At 67.2% G+C, this 16,849-nt stretch carries 13 protein-coding genes and 1 tRNA gene; 8 read left to right on the forward strand and 6 right to left on the reverse strand.

Annotation, left to right across the window (positions count from 1 at the left end; all coding sequences use genetic code 11):
- The first annotated feature begins 1 nt into the window (after position 1).
- The 4 genes from ASC91_RS05260 to ASC91_RS05275 all read left to right on the forward strand — a co-directional run bounded on the left by ASC91_RS05260 (position 2) and on the right by ASC91_RS05275 (position 7,541).
- Positions 2-487: a hypothetical protein gene (locus tag ASC91_RS05260; protein ID WP_056193350.1), complete on the forward strand. Its 486-nt coding sequence runs from the start codon at positions 2-4 to the stop codon at positions 485-487.
- Entirely contained in the window at positions 487-1,281 is a 795-nt protein-coding gene (sctT, locus tag ASC91_RS05265) for a type III secretion system export apparatus subunit SctT (RefSeq protein ID WP_056193482.1), read from the forward strand. The genes ASC91_RS05260 and sctT overlap by 1 nt, the downstream gene beginning before the upstream one ends.
- Positions 1,274-2,305, forward strand: coding sequence for an EscU/YscU/HrcU family type III secretion system export apparatus switch protein (locus ASC91_RS05270; protein WP_056193353.1), 1,032 nt, complete (start codon positions 1,274-1,276; stop codon positions 2,303-2,305). The genes sctT and ASC91_RS05270 overlap by 8 nt, the downstream gene beginning before the upstream one ends.
- A gap of 271 nt (positions 2,306-2,576) precedes the next feature.
- Positions 2,577-7,541 carry a hypothetical protein gene (locus ASC91_RS05275; RefSeq protein WP_056193356.1) on the forward strand — a complete coding sequence of 1,655 codons (4,965 nt, stop codon included), beginning with the start codon at positions 2,577-2,579 and terminating at the stop codon, positions 7,539-7,541.
- Between the two features lie 85 nt (positions 7,542-7,626).
- Here ASC91_RS05275 and ASC91_RS05280 read toward each other — a convergent pair whose 3' ends face one another.
- The 4 genes from ASC91_RS05280 to ASC91_RS05295 all read right to left on the reverse strand — a co-directional run bounded on the left by ASC91_RS05280 (position 7,627) and on the right by ASC91_RS05295 (position 12,586).
- Entirely contained in the window at positions 7,627-8,502 is an 876-nt protein-coding gene (locus tag ASC91_RS05280) for a LuxR family transcriptional regulator (protein ID WP_162247741.1), read from the reverse strand.
- A gap of 103 nt (positions 8,503-8,605) precedes the next feature.
- Entirely contained in the window at positions 8,606-11,125 is a 2,520-nt protein-coding gene (locus tag ASC91_RS05285) for a serine/threonine-protein kinase (RefSeq protein WP_157281187.1), read from the reverse strand.
- Positions 11,126-11,156: 31 nt separating this feature from the next.
- A complete protein-coding gene (locus ASC91_RS05290) occupies positions 11,157-11,792 on the reverse strand; it encodes a sigma-70 family RNA polymerase sigma factor (protein ID WP_056193365.1) in 636 nt (211 codons plus the stop codon).
- A 718-nt stretch (positions 11,793-12,510) separates the two neighbouring features.
- A tRNA-Ala gene (locus ASC91_RS05295) sits at positions 12,511-12,586 on the reverse strand.
- A 51-nt stretch (positions 12,587-12,637) separates the two neighbouring features.
- Between ASC91_RS05295 and ASC91_RS05300 the strand changes: the two genes are divergently transcribed.
- From ASC91_RS05300 to ASC91_RS05315, 4 genes are all read left to right on the forward strand, one after another.
- The gene (locus tag ASC91_RS05300) at positions 12,638-13,528 is read left to right on the forward strand and encodes an alpha/beta hydrolase (RefSeq protein ID WP_056193368.1); all 891 of its coding nucleotides are present in this window, start codon (positions 12,638-12,640) and stop codon (positions 13,526-13,528) included.
- Positions 13,529-13,609: 81 nt separating this feature from the next.
- Entirely contained in the window at positions 13,610-14,029 is a 420-nt protein-coding gene (locus ASC91_RS05305; protein ID WP_056193371.1) for a rubrerythrin family protein, read from the forward strand.
- Between the two features lie 59 nt (positions 14,030-14,088).
- Entirely contained in the window at positions 14,089-15,438 is a 1,350-nt protein-coding gene (locus tag ASC91_RS05310; RefSeq protein WP_056193374.1) for a heterodisulfide reductase-related iron-sulfur binding cluster, read from the forward strand.
- Complete coding sequence (locus tag ASC91_RS05315; RefSeq protein ID WP_056193377.1) at positions 15,435-16,010, forward strand: DUF3501 family protein; 576 nt, start codon at positions 15,435-15,437, stop codon at positions 16,008-16,010. Before ASC91_RS05310 ends, ASC91_RS05315 begins: the two co-directional genes overlap by 4 nt.
- A gap of 3 nt (positions 16,011-16,013) precedes the next feature.
- On the opposite strand, the gene ASC91_RS05320 is transcribed toward ASC91_RS05315, so the two are convergent.
- Complete coding sequence (locus tag ASC91_RS05320; protein WP_056193380.1) at positions 16,014-16,634, reverse strand: YitT family protein; 621 nt, start codon at positions 16,632-16,634, stop codon at positions 16,014-16,016.
- Positions 16,631-16,849: a DUF2788 domain-containing protein gene (locus tag ASC91_RS05325; protein ID WP_056193383.1), complete on the reverse strand. Its 219-nt coding sequence runs from the start codon at positions 16,847-16,849 to the stop codon at positions 16,631-16,633. The genes ASC91_RS05320 and ASC91_RS05325 overlap by 4 nt, the downstream gene beginning before the upstream one ends.

Raw genomic sequence — 16,849 nt, forward strand, 5'->3', positions numbered from 1 at the left:
CATGGCCATCGCCTGGAAGCTGCTGGCCGATGTGCGCGAGCGCCATCAGCGCAGCGCGTTGCAGGCCGTCGGGCGTGACCAGCGGGCGCTGCAGGCCTGCGAGGCGAGGGCGCAAGAGGCCGAGCAGCAATGGCTGCAGCAGCACCAGGCCAAGGCGCAGCACTGGCAGTCCACCGTGGCGGCCGTGGGCGAGGGCGGCTGCAGCGTGGCGCAGATGCGCCTGGCGGGAGCCTGGAGCCGCGCCCTCGACGGGCGCATCGTGACGGCCGGTGCGGCCGCCGTACAGGCTCAGGTCGTGGTGGCGCAGGCTGCAGGGCTGCTCGACGCGAGCCGCGCGCAGCTGCGCCGCGCCAGTGCGGAGCTGGAGAAGGCCAGGCAGATGCAGCAGCGCGCCTTGGCAGAGCAACGTGCGCAGCAGGAGCGCCGGCAGGACGAGGCGACCGAGGAAGCCTCGGTGCAGCTGTGGTCGGCGGCGCGGCGGGCCTGATGGACGAGTCCGCCTTCCTCCATCCCGAGCAGCTGCTCGCTTCCATCGCGCTGACCATGCCGCGGCTGTTCGCCGTGTTCGCGGTCACGCCCTTCCTGTCGCCCAACGTCATCACCGGCATGTCGCGCAACTCGCTGATGCTGATGCTGGCGCTGTTCATGTCGCCGCTGGCCGGTGACATGCCGGCGCTGTCGGTGACGATGTGGGTCGCCATCGCCGCCAAGGAGGCGCTGATCGGCGTGATGCTGGGCCTGGGCTTCGGCATCTTCTTCTGGGCCATCCAGAGCGTGGGTGACCTGATCGACTTCCAGACCGGCAGCGGCAACGCCGCCTTCTTCGACCCCGTGGCCGGGCATGACAACGGCCCCACAGGCGAATTCCTCGGCTGGGTCGTCATCAACCTGTTCGTGTCGGCGGGCGGCATGCTGGCGCTGGTGGGCGCGGTGGTGGACTCCTACCGGCTGTGGCCGGTGGCCGACTTCTTTCCGGACCTGAGCCACGTCATCGAGGCCTTCGCCATCCGCCAGGGCGACACCCTCTTCACCTGGATCGTCAAGCTGGCCGCGCCGGTCATCCTGGTGCTGATGCTGGTGGAGCTGGGTGCCGGCCTGCTGCAGCGCGTGGCACCGCAGCTCAATGTGTTCCAGAGCACGCAGTCGCTCAAGGGCCTGCTGGCCGCGCTGATGATGATGCTGTTCATGTACGTGCTGTGGGATTCGCTGCAGCAGTTCCTGCGACCCGACAACGGCGTGCTCGAGTTCCTGCGCTCTTCCATGAGGCCCCGCAGTGGCTGAGAAGGATCAGGCTCCGACGTCCAAGAAGCTGCGCGACGCACGCAAGCGGGGCGAGGTGGTGTTCAGCCACGACGTGGCGTCCAGCGCCGTCTTCCTGTTCGCCGTGCTGGCCTTGTGGCTGGCCGGCGCCACGATCTTCGGCCTGTGGCGCGAGCTGTGGCTGCACGCCACCAGCGAGCGCCTGTTCATCGCACCGGACGACGGTGTGCCGGCGCTGCTGCTGCATGCCGGGCGCGTGCTGGTGGCCACCATGCTGGGCCTGGGCGCGATGGCGGCGGCGGGCGGCTTCGTCGGTTCGTTTGCGCAGGTGGGCGGGCTGCTGGCCTGGGAGCGCATCAAGCCCGACGTCAACCGGCTCAACCCGGCACAGGGCTTCCAGAAGATCTTCTCGACGCGCAACCTCATCAACCTGCTGAAGATGATGGTCAAGACGGCGCTGCTCGCATCGGTGATGTGGCTGGTGATCCGCGGTTGCCTCGATACCGCGCTGAAGCTCGGCTATGCGACGCCGTCGGCCGCGATGAGCGTCGGCGCCAGCCTCGTGCTGCAGAGCTTCGCCTGGGCGGGGCTCGTTTACGCGCTGATGGCGGGCGTGGACTACGCGCACACGCGCTACGAGTTCATCAAGGGCCTGCGCATGTCCATCGACGAGGTGAGGCGCGAGCACAAGGACGCCGAGGGCGATCCGCTGAACCGCTCGCGCCGCCGCAGCGCCCACTTCGAGGCCGTGTACGCGAGTCTGGCGGACCGCGTGCGCATGGCCTCGGCCGTCATCCATTCGCAGCGCGTGGCGGTGGCCCTGCAGTACCTCGGCGAGCACGACCTGCCGCGCGTGCTGGTGCGCGGCGAGGCCGAGCTGGCCGCACAGATCCGCCGCGTGGCGAGCGAGGCGCTGATACCGATGGCTTTCGACCCATCGCTCGCCGAGCTGCTGTACGACGAGGTGCCGCAGGACCGCCCCATCCCGCGCTCGCTGTATGCGTCGGTGGCCCGGCTGCTGCAGTGGGCCCAGGGGGATAACTAGGGCCTGTTAACGCTATGGCAATGGGTCGCGTTGTCGCCAAAAAGGCTGCGAGCAAGGCGCAAAGCGGAGCCGGGTTGGGCACCCGGCGGGCATTGGCAACGCCGCACGCGGCCTTTTTGGTGACAACCCTTCGGGAAGGCCCATTGCCATAGCGTTAACAGGCCCGCGCTACGTGGACTCGTAGTTGCGAGGGCGACACACCTGCAACTACTGTTGATCGCCGGGCAGGAATGCACATCAGGCCCATCCGCCATAGACAAGGAGAGAGTGAATGCTTGACGCCGTAGGGTCCAGTTCTTTCGTCGGCCGGGACGACGCCGCCGCACAGGCCGAAGAAGCGCGCCGTCGCGCCGAGGAGGCTGCACGCCGCGCTGCCGAAGAAGCGCGCCGCCGCGCCGAGGAAGCCCGTCGCCGCGCCGAAGAAGCCAAGCGCCAGGCCGAAGTCGCACGCAAGGCTGCCGAGGAAGCGCAAGCCAAGGCGGAGCAGACCCAGGCCCAACAGGACCAGGAGAAGGCCGCGAAGCTGAAGGACGAACACAAGGCCAAGCAAGCAGATGCGCTCAAGGCCGAAGCCCAGGCCGTGTTCAAGGAGAAGGAACACGGTCTCGCCAAGGCCAGGCTGAAGGACGCGCAGGACAACCGCGCGCCGGCCGCGCCGTCGGCCGCCACCCAGGAAGCGCAGAAGCAGGTCGACAAGGCGCGGGCGACCTACGCCTTCTACGATCCATTGGCAGCCGCGCCCCTCTTCAACAGCGGTTCGCCCCTCGTCAACGGCCTGGGGCCGCTGCGCGCCACGCCTCCGCTCGGTGGCAACAACCCGCTGTCGCCCGGGCTGGGGCCCTTGCAGTCAAAGCCACCCCTGGGCAGCAACCCGCCACCGTTCCTGCAGCCCATGCAGGGCGTGCCGGTCGCCAAGCATGACGTCGACGGCTATGCCCAGCAGATCCAGGACGTCTACGCCCAGTCGGGCGCCGCCACCGCTGCCCAACAGCTCGCGCAGGCGATGGGAGACACGAGCCTGAGCCCCGAGCAGCGCAAGCAGCTGATGGCCAAGGCCCAGCCGGTGGTCAGCAAGCTTGCCGAGACGGCGGGCCAGGAGGCGCGCCACACCGACCTGCCGGCCGACGGCCAGGCCGGCAAGACCACGGGCATCGACGACAAGGCGGAGTACCACGCGTTGGTCGACGACCTGGCCACGGCGGCCGATGCCGCCGGCGACCCGGCGCAGGCGCGGCAACTCGCGCGCACGTTGCTGGATCACCTCGCCGCACCAGCCAAGCCAGGCGGTGGTGCCGACGGGCTCGACCTGTTCGGCGATGCCCTGCGCGCGCACAACGTCGGCAAGGGGGCGCTGCACGACGCGGTGCTGTTTGCCTTGCAATCGCCGCAGAACGCGCCGGCGGGCTCGGTGCTGGCGGCATCGCCCGACACGCTCGCGTCCACGGTGCGGCTGATCGCTGGCGTGCCGGAGCCGGCGGGCGTGGCAGGTGCGTCGCCCACCGACCTGGCGGCGATGAAGACCTACACGGACGACGAGATCGACCTGTCCCACGAGCTGCTGCTGGACGCGCGCAAGAAGGAAGCAGAGCTCGCCAAGTACAAGCCCGGCAGCGAGGACTACGAGAAGGCGGCCCAGGCCTACCGCAGCGCTGCCAACCTGACGATCCGGGAACGCGCCAAGAGCGAGCAGGCCATCGCGGCGGAGCTGCGCCAGACCTACAAGGCCGACGCGAAGAACGCGGTGGCCACCGAGGATGCGGCGCACGAGATCGCCAAGCGCTTCCGCGACGACCCCGAGGCGCAGATGGTGGTCGACGCTGCATTGAAGACGGTCAAGACCGAGAACGCCCAGCAGCGCGACACCGGCAACAAGCTCTATGAGTTCCACCGCGCGACCGACCAGGTCACGACGCTGCAGGCGCAGCTCAACGCGACCGGTCACACCGACGAGGGCGCCTACAAGACGGCCCTGGCTGACTACGAGACCAAGCGCAATGCCGTGATGGAGGCCTTGGGCCACGAGATCTCGTTGGCCACGGCCGGGGAGCCGGACGGCGCCGCGCGCGACAAGGCGATCGACGACGCCGCGATGAGCCTGGTCGACCGCTACCTGGGTGACGAAGACCTGACCCGCATGGCCGCAGCGGCGCGCATCATCAGCCACACCGAGAGCGCCAGCGGCACGACCAACCAGATGCTCGCCCTCGGCAAGGCGATGCCGGCCGACACCAGCCTGCAGATCCGCGAGCTGGTGATGTCGGACCCGGGCGTGAAGAAGCTCGTCGACAGCTATGTGAACGAATCGGCCCAGGCCGTCACCGACGCCTACGACAAGGGCGTCAAGGACTACAAGGACGAGTACGGGGACACCTACCGGCGGGACAAGAACTATGCGGCGCCCGCCACGGCGGCCACGCGCAAGTTGATGGAGCTGACCGACCCGGCCAAGCATCCTGAACTCACGCCCGAGATCACGGCGCGCATCGTCAACAAGCTCTTCGGTCCGGACGGGAACGGCACCCTGGACAAGGTGATCGACGACGTCTCGCTGCATGGCGACCACTCCGCGGAGCTGATGACGATCGACGGCACGCCTGAGGATTTCAAGTCCTTCCGCGGCATGGACAACGACATGCTGATGGGCTACGGCCTGAAGGACTTCGACGAGATCATCGGCGGTGTCAGCACGGTCATCGACCGCGCCGCGGCCGGCTCGCATCCGACTGGCAACAGCGCGGACGGCAAGCCGGTGATGGCCTGGGAATCGAGCGAGGTTCAGAAGGCTGTCGAGTCTGCCGGGCAGTCCTTCACGATGAACATCGTCGAGAACTGGGGGCCGCAGCAGGGGCGTCTCAATGGCGGCTTCCAGCGCGCCATCGCCAACGGTTCAGGGGCGACGCTGGCTCTGGAAACGGCCAGACAGGAAAAGGACTTCCAGTTCAAGATGGATTGGGGCCCGGCCGGCGGGCATGAGGTTGACCTCGCGAAGGAAACCCTGCAAAGCACCGCCAAGGGGTTGGACGACCTGAAGAAGAACTCGCGCCAGCTGTTCGAAGACAAGCACAAGGACATGGCCGCGCTTGAAGTTCCGCAGCTGCGCTTCGGCAAACTGATGACCGAGGAGCAGCAGCAGAAAGCGCTGCAGGCCGTGATCAAGCAGCACCCCGACTTCGCCAAGGCCTTCGAGGACGGCAAGCGCACCTTGGACGCGCGCGGCTACCAGCTGCTGCGCGACACCGAGATGGTCACCTTCTATGGCCAGGACGACAGGCTGGGCAAGCAGGACGGCTACAGCCAGGTGGACGACAAGCGCAAGGCGCTGTTGGACGACGACTACACCAAGACCATGCTGATGGGCAGCGATGCCGCCTCGACCCGCATCAAGGAGCAGGCGGTGCATTCGTCGCTGAACTGGATGCGCGACGCCGGCATCACACCGCCTGCGGCTGCAGGGGTGGTGCCGGTGAACCTGTACCTGCAGTGGACCGGCGACTTCGCCGAGAACGCCATCGAGAACAACAAGCTCAAGGGTGTCTACGGCGCTGGCTATGGGCGGCTGGGCAACCATGGCCCGGCGGCGGCGGCGAGCTGGGGCGCGGTGGGCGTCACGCAGCTGTGGTTCACGGACTACCTCTATCACAACCTCAAGTTCGACTCGAGCGAGTCCTGGCGCAAGCCGGTGCTGCTGGGGCTGGTGGGGGGCTTCGCGGGCATCAAGGTGCTCGAGGCCGGCGCCGCGCTGGCGCACAAGGGCGCGCAGGCATTGCCGCCGAGCATGCAGAGGGTTCTCAACGACACCAGGGGCCTGCCGAGCCTCAGCACGATCGAGCGCGGCAGCGAGTTCACCCGCACCGCCGAATGGAAGTCCATCGGCTTCTTCGGCCTGCTGCATGCCGACGCTGCGGTGTGGGACGCGAGCCGGGTGAACAGCGAGATCAACAACTTCGTCGACGGCAAGCCGGTGGACCAGCGCAACTTCTGGACCGCCACCGTCAACCTGTCCAACGACGTCGCGATCTCGACGCTCGAGTTCAAGGGGGCCTGGAACCTGCTGAAGGACCCGCTGGTCACCACCGAGGAGGCCAAGCGGATCGCCGCACAGGGTGGCGCGGCTGTGACGCGCGATGGGCCGATCAAGGCGGCGCAGCTGGCTATCGAGGGCGCCGTCAACAAGTACGCGCTCGGCCGTTTCGGCTTGAAGGCGGTGATGACGCCGGCGAACATCTACGAGGCTGTCGGCAAGTTCATGGCCAAGAAGCTGCCCTTCATGGAGGCCGGCCCTGCAGGCTGGCTGGCCACCATGGCCTGGACGGCGACCGACCTGGTCAACTGGTACGGCAATGAGCAGAAGATCCACAAGCAGCTGGAATCGGTGGATCGAGACTTCCTCTCCGCCGCCGGCATGTCGCCCGGCGCTGCTGACAATCTTGCCGACCGCGACCTGCTGAAGGCCAACTTCAACCGTTGGCTCAGCGGCGAGTCGCTGGCCGAGGGGCTGCTGGATGCCTACAGCGATGCCAAGGGCGACCCCGACAAGTTCGTGGACTGGGTCAACGAGCTGCAGCGCACGGGTCGGCTGGAGCAGGTACGCCAGGCGTCCGAATACGACACCGACAAGCAGGCGCCGGAGCACTACGAGGCCTTCCTGGCCCTGCCCGAGGACCCGACCAAGGTGGACCTGTCCTATTCGAGTGTGGCCTACAACGGCGGCAAGAAGCGCTTCGAGGACCCGATGACGCAGACCTACTACCGCGGTGGCAGCTGGGTCTACGACAAGGACATCGCGGCCGCACCCGGCGCCGCCAAGGTCAACGACCCCAACAAGGCGCACTACTTCATCGACTACAACCCGAAGTCGCGCGAGATCCATTGCATGGCCGACGTCAACATCCGGCTGTCTGCCCGTGGGGGTGAGGGCTTGAAGAACTGGCTGCAGGCGCATGGCATGGCGCCGCCGCCCCTGCCCAAGCCCGATGACACGCCGCCCGCACCGGTGGACACGTCGAAGACCGCGCGCAGCAACACCTACACCGTGAAGGCGGACGAGAGCGTCTGGAGCATCGCCGGCAATGATCCCAAGGTCGTGGAGTGGATCTATGGCCACAACCTGTGGCTCAACGACCGCATGGAAAGCGACAAGCGCCCCATCAACGCGCGCGGCGGCCAGAACCCCAACTACATCGAAGTGGGCGATGTGCTGGTGCTTCCCGATGGGTATCACGCACCGAAGGCGTGATGTGCACCCGTGCCGCTTCGGCACGGCGTTGCGCCACCGCGTTCAGCCGTCGGCGCAGCGGCCCCGTGCGGGCCGCCGTCAGGGCTCAGGCGGCGTGAGGCGCCGGCCCCAGCGCGGCCTGCATCAGCTGCAGGCGGTTGCGCACGCCGAAGCGCTTGCGCAGCTGGCGCATGTGGTAATCGACGTTGTGCAACGAGAGGTCGAGTTGCGCGGCGATGAGCTTGTCGGGCAGGCCGCGCGCCAGCCGCGCCAGGATCTCGTTCTGCAGCGGCGTCAGCGCGCCGGCGGCGCTGCGCAGGCCGTCCGCTTGCGGTGCCAGCGTATAGCGGCTGTAGAACTCGTGCAGGCACAGGGCCAGGGTCAGGACCTGGCCCAGCACCGCATCGGTCATCCAGTCGCGGCCCGGTCGTTTCGAGATCAGGCTGATGATGTGCCGATCACGGCCCGGCAAGCTCGGCAGGCCCATCATCACGCCGCTGCCGGCACCGGTGGCGCGCAGGTCGTCGAAGAAGCGCTGGCGCAGGCCCTGCAGGTAGGAAGGCGTCTCGGCCTCGGCTTGCAGCTCGTCCAGCGTCCACATGACCGGCAGGCCGGATTCGGGCACGCGCTGCAACCGCGGGTCGACCAGGTGATAGGTCTCGGCGAAGTAGCGTTCCGTCCAGGCGGGATCCGCGTAGGTCGTGCAGAACGACCGCGGCACGGGGCGGTCTCCCGCCTGGCTGAAACAGCCGTAGCCCAGCCATTCAAAGCCGAGCGACTGCAGCAGCGCCTTCACCGAGCGTTGGCGCAGCTCGGGTGTCTCTGCCGCCATCAGCGCGACGAGCAGCGCCGGCTGCAGCCGCGGCTGGGTCAGGTCTCGTTGCAACCCTGGCGGCTCGTCGTGCAGCAATACCGGCGTGGTGCCGTTCGCTCCGGGCGGAAGCGGATGGTCGCCACGGCCGAACGCCGCTCCCAAAGACATCAACATTCCCATGCCAAACACCTCGGCTGCGCATCAGTTCCAGATACCGCATAAGGCGAGAAACGCGGAGCGACCGGCTCATGGCGTTTCAGCTGGATACGCTTTAGTCGCAGCGCTGCAGTGACTGCGACACGACGGCCGGCGTGGTGTCGGTCCGGCCAATGCCGTTGCGGCTCTGCACGTCGCGCAGGATGACCAGGCTGCGTCGCCACGCGGCGCATGCTCGGGCGTTCTGGTGGCCGGCGGCAAGCGCCTGGCCCAGCAGGTAGTGGGCCACGCCCTGCTTGTAGCGTGTGTTCAGGTCGCGCAATGAGCCTTCTGGCAGGCTGTTGTAGCCCTCCACCGCCCGCTGCGCCGCTGCTACGGCGGCCGCCGCATCGCCGTTGGCCAGCAGCGCCTTGCTCATCGAACCGGTGACGATGGCCACCTCGGCGCGCAGTTGTGCGTTGCTGGGGTCCCGGCCGCTCAGTTCGGACAGGATCTGGACCGCCTGCCGGTAGGCGTTGGCCGCGTCACGTGGCTGCTTGGCGCGCATCAGGGCCGCGGCCAGATTGGCGTGGTGGGCCGCGAAATTGCGCTGCAGGCGCGCATCATCGCCATGCCTTTGCACGACCGGCCCTTGCAGCTCGAGGGCGCGCCGGAACGCCGCGATGGCCAGCTGCACCGTCGCAGCCTCCTCATCGCGTTCGAAGTAGTAGGTGCCTTCTTCCAGGTAGGTGGTGGCCAGGCCGGATGTGGCCGTCTCATCGCCAGGCCGGCTAGCGAGGATGGCCAGATACAGGCGCCGGGCGGTTGCCAGGCTCTTGAAGAAGGGCTCCACCTTGTCAACGAAACGCTGGACCTGCGCGAGCTGGGAATGCATCGCGGCATGGGTGGTCTGCAGATCGGGATCCAGCTGGCCATGTGCGGCCAACGTGTCCATCAGCTCGACCCCCTGGGCCACCAGTGACTCCGCCGCGGCGTCGTCATCCTGGGAGGCCAGCAGCGTGCCCTTGCGCTGATACAGCTGGGCGAGCGTGGCCGCGGCATGGGCCTGGCTCGGCTCGGCGACCCGCGGGTTGCCGACGAGGTTCTTCACCAGCGCGATGCCGCGGTCGTAGCTGTCGCGCGCGCTCTTCGGGTCACCGAGGTTGGCCGAGTACGGGCGGCCCTGGATGTCGCCGATGTTGCGGTAGCCGCCGGCCAGCTCGATCTGCAGCTCAGCGTCCCCGGCGGCTTCGGCGCTCAAATGCCGCAGCGAGTCGAGCGCGTTCTGCACGACCATCCGCCGCGCCGCCGTGCCCCCTGGCAGCGGCGCGATGGCCTTCTGAAGGTCGCGCAGCATGAGGGTGGCCAGCTTGCGGACGTCGGCGAAGTGCTGCTCCGCACGGGCCTTCTGCCGGCGCGCTTCGTAGGCCTCATAGGCCGCCACGGTGGAGGCGGCCACGAGAACCAGCAGGGACGCAGAGAGCGCCACACGGTGGCGCCGCAGGAAGAGGCCGATGCGGTAGCGCCGCGCATGGGGCCGAGCCTGCACCGCGAGGCCTTGCAGGTGCCGGGAGAGATCGTCAGCCAGTTCCGCCGCGTTGGCATAGCGCTGCGCCGGCGACTTGTGCAGGGCTTTCATCACCACCGCATCCAGGCCACCGCGCAGCTGCCGCCTGAGTGTGCCGGCACCGGTCAGGCTGGCATCGACGGCCCGGCTTGGCCAAGGCGGGCCGTCTTCGAGGATGGCCTGGCCCGGCGAGACGTCGCCGACGCCGCGAGCATAGGGACTCGTCCGGGCGAGCAACCGATACAGCACCACGCCCAGCGAGAAGACGTCGCTCGCCGGCGTGACCGGCTCGCCGCGGATCTGCTCGGGGCTGGCGTATTCGGGCGTCAGGATGCGGTGGATTCCATCCGTGTGCTGGTTGTCGGCCTGCACCGGATGCAGCTGCTCGGCGATGCCGAAGTCCAGCAACTTGACCGTGCCATCGCCGCGCACATGGATGTTGCTCGGCTTCAGATCGCGGTGCACCACGCCGCGTCCGTGCAGATAACCCACCACCTGGCAGACGGTGACAAAGAGCCGCAGCCGATCTTCCACGCCAAGCCCGCGACCGTCGCAGTAGGTGTCGATGGCGTCGCCTTGAACGAGTTCCATGACAAACCACGGCGCGCCGTCGCCCGTGACGCCGGCGTCGATCAGTTTGGCGAGGTTGGGATGGTCGAGCGAGGCCAGGATGCGCCGCTCGGCCCAGAACGGTTCCAGGGCAACGGCCTGGTCGGCATCCGCCCTCATCACCTTGACCGCCACCTGCTGCTCGTACTGGCCGTCAGCGCGCTCACCGAGGTACACCTCGCCCATGCCGCCGCGGGCAATCAGCGACACGAGCCGATAGGCACCCAGTGTTCGCCCAACCCATGTCCCGGTCGCGCGCTGCCCCAGCGCCTCGAGCATGAATTCAGCGGGCGGCGCATCCAGGGGACTTGCCACAGCGCCGGCGGCTTCAAGCAGGTCTTCGACTTCGCGCATCAACGTCGAGTCGCCGGCGCTGGCATGCCGCACGAAAGCCTTGCGCTCGCTCGCCGGACGCTCCATGGCGTCGGCCACGACTGCCTTGGCCCGTTGCCACAGCTCGGCTTCCATCGATGCGCTCAATGCCGTTGCCTCCCGGGACGGCAGTGCAAGCTCATGCCGGCGCGACAGCGGAAAGAACTTCCCGGCGCGAGGCGACAGCAGCAGGCCGCGCCATTTCGCGCAGCAGCCAGGCCCGCGCCGTCACCCATTCCCGCTTCACCGTGGCCGGAGAAATGCCCAGCGCCTCGGCGGTCTCGTCGATGCTGAGCCCGCCGAAGTAGCGCAGCTCAACGACCTGGTTCTGCTGCGGGTCGAGGCGTTCCAGCCGTTGCAGGCACTGGTCGAGCGTGAGGATGTTGAGTGCCAGCTCGCCCGCCTGGATCGATTGGTCCCAATCCGTGGGCAACTCATGAAGTTCCTCCAGGCTCACGGCGATCTGGCCGCCGCCTCGCTTGCCTGTCTGGCGCGCGCGGGCATGGTCGACCAGGATGTGGCGCATCAGCTTGGAGATCAGCGCAAAGAGTTGGGAGCGCGACTTCCACTGCACTGCGCGTTCCTGCGACAACCGCAGGAAGGCTTCGTGGACCAGGCCGGTGCCCTGGAGCGTGTGACCTGAGCGCTCGCCGCGCAGATGGCGGCGCGCGAGATGACGCAGATCGTCATAGACAAGCGGAATCAAGCGCTCGAACGCCTGGCCATCGCCCTCGGCCCATTTCCGAAGCAATTGCGTCACCGGGCCATAGGCCATCTCATCAACGGGTCCGCTCGTCATGATGCAACTAGCTCCTCGCTCAAACTGCTCGGGGTGCGCAGCCTACGTCTGCAAACGGCGATCGACGCGCCGTTTTTTGGCAGCAGCCTCGTTTCAGGGACATTGAAATCGCTTACATGCAAGCGGCGTGTCGTCGATGAGCGCGCCGTCTCTTGCTCGTCCTTGGGCATTTCTCGCTGCTGGACTGAAGGCTAAGCTTTGGCGTATCCGCCATCGGCGACGAAGGTCTTTGCTAACTCGTCCATCGCTTGTGCGGCTGGTGTCCAACCGAAGCTGTCGGCGTCATGCCCGCAGCGGGCTCCCAAGCGTGCGGATGAAAGAGGGCTTGGACGGGGCGAGGCCGATCGGCTTCGTTGCGGTACGTGCCGCAGCTGGGTAGCGGTTCATGGGTTGTCTCCGTTGGTCGTTGTGGGTTTTCGAGCCGGCGCGACCCTCGCCGGCTGCTGATGTCCCGCACTGTGCGGCTTAATGTTATCGATGTCATTTGGGTTTACATCTGATGACATTGATGGCGACAGGAAGCACCGCCAGGACGGCATGCCCCGATCAAAAGTCATGTGCTGCGTGGAAGGACGCGGGCATCTCCGGCGCCGCAGGATGACTTGATCGCGAGAAAAAGAAAAAGCCCTGGAGCATTGATGCTCAAGGGCCTTTTGGTTCCTGCGGCGATGCGGGATCGCTCAGGATGATCGGTTGGTGGAGAGGAGGAGGATCGAACTCCCGACCTCCGCATTGCGAACGCGGCGCTCTCCCAGCTGAGCTACCCCCCCACGCGACCGGGAAAGTATAGCCACGGGAAGTGGCTGCTATCGTCTTGGCCCATGACGCCCCGCAAGCCGACGACCTGGTTCGAGGCCCAGTACAACAATCGCCAACGCGTGACCGACAGCGCCGACATCCTGGGGCGCTGGGCCCAGGCCTCCGCGCTGACGCGGGAACGCTCCAGCTGCCACCTCGACCTGCGCTACGGGGCCGATCCCATGCAGACGCTGGACGTCTTCACGCCCGACCCGGCCTTTGGCGGCGGCTTCGCGCCCATCCTCATCGTCATCCACGGCGGCTACTGGCGGTCGCTGGACAAGTCGGACTATTCCTTCCTGGCCGCGAGCTTCACGGACGAGGGCGCCCTGGTCGTCGTGCCGAACTACGACCTCTGCCCCGACGTCGGCATCGAGCGCATCGCCATGCAGCTCACCGAGGCCGTCGCCTGGGCCTGGCGGCACGGGGCCCGGCTGGGCGGGGACCCCAGTCGCATCGTCCTGGTCGGGCATTCGGCGGGTGGCCATCTGGCGGCGATGCTGAGCTGCTGCGACTGGAAGCGCGTGGGCACCGACCTGCCGCGACGCCTGGTGCAGGGCGCCATGTCCGTCTCGGGCCTGCATGACCTCGCGCCGCTGTTGCGCGTGCCCTTCCTGCAGGCCGATCTCCAGCTGGATGCGGCCAGCGTGCGGCGGCTGAGCCCCGTGCACTTCCCGCCACCGCGCGCCCCGCAGACGCTGATCGCCCTCGTGGGCGAGCAGGAGAGCGAGGAATACCAGCGCCAGAACCAATTGATCCGGTCCGCCTGGGGGACGCGCGCCGTGCCCGTCTGCGAGGCGCTGCCGGGCTGCAACCATTTCACCGTGCTGCACGACCTGGCGGACCCCCAGGGCCGCTCCCACCAACTGGCGCGCCAACTGCTGGGCCTGCGTTGGTATAGCGGCCTGCTATGAGGTGCATTGAAGCTATCGATTGGCTGAGCCTGGCCGCACAGGAGTAGCGTCCTCGTCTCCCCACCCCCAACGGAGACTGCGATGAGCTTGAAAGGTTCCAAGACCGAGCAGCACCTGAAAGACGCCTTCGCGGGCGAATCCCAGGCCAACCGCCGCTACCTCTACTTCGCGAACAAGGCCGACATCGAGGGCCAGAACGACGTGGCCGCGTTGTTCCGTTCCACCGCCGAGGGTGAGACGGGCCACGCCCACGGGCATCTCGAATTCCTGGAGGCCGTGGGCGACCCCGCCACCGGGCTGCCGATTGGCAGCAGCCGCCAGAACCTGGCGGCCGCCGTCGCCGGTGAAACACACGAGTACACCGACATGTACCCAGGCATGGCCCGAACAGCGCGCGACGAGGGCTTCGACGAGATCGCCGACTGGTTCGAGACGCTCGCCAAGGCCGAGCGGTCCCATGCCAACCGGTATCAGAAGGCGTTGGACGCACTGGTGGACTGAGCGGTCCATCGAGCGGCCGCTGAATCCAGCGGCCGCCTTCCTTTTGGCCAGGAGCCGCGATGAGCATCAGGGAAGGCAATCTCGAGGCGCCGACTCGCCACGCCCTCGACTGGAAGAGCGCCGAGTTCAACGACGAGGCGGCATGCCTCCACGAGATGGAGCGCATCTTTGACATCTGCCACGGCTGCCGGCGCTGCGTGTCGCTGTGCCAGAGCTTCCCGACGCTGTTCGATCTCATCGACGAGGGCAAGACCGGCGAGTTGGATGGCGTGAACAAGCGGGATTTCTGGAAGGTCGTCGACCAGTGTTATCTGTGCGACCTCTGCTACATGACCAAGTGCCCCTATGTGCCGCCGCACCCGTGGAATGTCGACTTCCCACACACCATGCTGCGTGCCAAGGCGATCAAATTCGGCAAGGGCGAGGTCGGCGGCGGCGAGAAGTTCCTGGCCTCCACCGACGTGCACGGCCAGTTCGCCGGCATTCCCATCGTTGTGCAGGTTGCCAACGCCGTGAACCGCACGAAGTTCGCGCGCAAGCTGATGGACAAGCAGTTGGGCGTGCACCCTGATGCCTGGCTGCCGGCGCTGGCGACACAGCGCTTTCGCTGGAGCGCGCCCAAGGCGCAGACGCAAGTCGTCACCAACGGCGAGCGCACGCCGGGCAAGGTGGCCATCTTCTCGACCTGCTACGTCAACTACAACGAGCCCGGCATCGGCTTTGACCTGCTCAAGGTGCTGGAGCACAACGCCATTCCCTATGTCCTCGTCGAAAAGGAAGCCTGCTGCGGCATGCCCAAGCTGGAGCTCGGCGACCTGGCCACGGTGGAGAAGCACAAGACGGCCAATATCGCCACGCTGGCGCCCTATGCCAAGGACGGCTTCGCCATCCTGTCGGCCATCCCGAGTTGCACGCTGATGTTCAAGCAGGAGCTGCCGCTGATGTTTCCTGAGGAGGATGCGGTGAGGCTCGTGCAGGACGCGATGTGGGACCCGTTCGAATACCTCGTCGCCCGCCACAAGGACGGTTTGCTGCGGACCGATTTCAAGCAAGCCCTGGGCAGGGTGTCATACCACGTACCCTGCCACGGCCGGGTGCAGAAGATCGGCCGCAAGACCGAGGAAATGTTCAGGCTGATCGGCCGGAGCGTGGAGGTCAAGCTCAACACCGTCGAGCGCTGTTCGGGCCATGCGGGCACCTATGGCGTGAAGACGCCCACTCACCCGGTCGCGATGAAGATCGGCAAGCCGGTGTTCAAGGCCATGGCCAAGGACGAGCCCGACTTCATCGCCAGCGACTGTGCGCTGGCCGGCCACCACATCGCCCAGGGCATGGCGCAGGCCGGCACGCCGGCCAAGGCCCTGGCTCACCCACTGACCTTGATGCGTACTGCTTACGGCTTGCCATGATCACCAAAGACAGCCTGATGACGCTGGAGGCCTATGCGAAGTTCCGCAAGACCGAGAAGGGTTCAATCGTCGCCCACCGCCGGCTGCGCAGCGTGCAGCTGGGCGAGCACCTGAACCTGCAGTTCGAGGACGAGCGCACCATTCGCTACCAGATCCAGGAGATGCTGCGCATCGAGAAGATCTTCGAGGAAGAGGGCATCCAGGGCGAGATCGATGCCTATGCGCCGCTGGTGCCCGACGGCACGAACTGGAAGGGGACGCTCCTCATCGAATATCCCGACCCCAACGAACGCAAGCGGGAGCTGGCGCGGCTGATCGGCGTGGAGGACCGGATGTTCATCGAGGTGGAGGGCCAGCCGCGCGTCTATGCCATCGCCGACGAGGACCTGGACCGCGAGAACGACGAGAAGACCTCGGCCGTGCACTTCGTGCGCTTCGAGCTCACACCGGCCATGCGGCAGGCGCTCAAGGCGGGCGCGAGCGTGAAGCTCGGCTGCGATCACACCCACTACCCCGCACACGTGCAGATCACGCCCGAGACACTGGCCAGCCTTGCCGGTGATCTGGCGTGACGCTCAGGTCGCCACGTAGCGGCCGGGTCGGTGGTTGATGGCCAGGGCCGCGTTGATGGCCGCCATGCCCAGCAGCGACAGGCCGATGCGATCCAGCGGCACCAGGGGCAGGGCGGCGAGCAGGATGGCCGTGTCCAGGCCGGCCTGCAGATAGCCGGCACGCCAGCCGCGCGTTTCCTGCAGCCACAGCACCAGCACGTTGAGCCCACCGAGGGACGCCCGGTGGCGGAACAGGATGATCAGCCCCGCGCCCACGAGCAGCCCGCCGCCGATGGCGCCGAACCAGGGGTTGAGCTGGCTGATGCTCAGCCAGCCGGGCAAGGCCTCGGCGAGCGCCGCCAGCAGCGCGACGGCCAGCAGGCTCTTCACCGTGAACGCAACTCCCATGCGACGCCAGGCCAGCGCATAGAACGGCAGGTTGATGGCAAAGAACAGCAGGCCGAACGACCAGCCGAAGGCGTAGTGCAGCAGGAAGGCGATGCCGACCGTGCCGCCACTGAGCAGGCCGGCCTGCTTGAACAGGGCCACGCCCAGCGCGGCGAACAGCGTGCCGGTGAGCAGGGCCTGGGCGTCCTCGAAATGGCTGTGCTTCAAGGTGCGGCTTGCCGCAGAGGGCGGCTTCATCCGATGGCTCCGGACAGGAAGTACTTGATGACGCCCTTGGCCGCGAAGCCGACAAGGCCGAAGCCCAGGCCCAGCAGCAGCACGAAGGTGCCGAAGCGACCCGCCTTGGACTCGCGCGCCAGCTGCAGGATGATGAACACCATGTAGAGCATGAAGGCGCCAACCCCGAAGGTCAGGCCGAACTGCGCGATCTCGGCTTCGGTGTAGCCCCACAT

This window comes from Pelomonas sp. Root1237 (assembly GCF_001425055.1).
GTDB lineage: Bacteria > Pseudomonadota > Gammaproteobacteria > Burkholderiales > Burkholderiaceae_C > Pelomonas.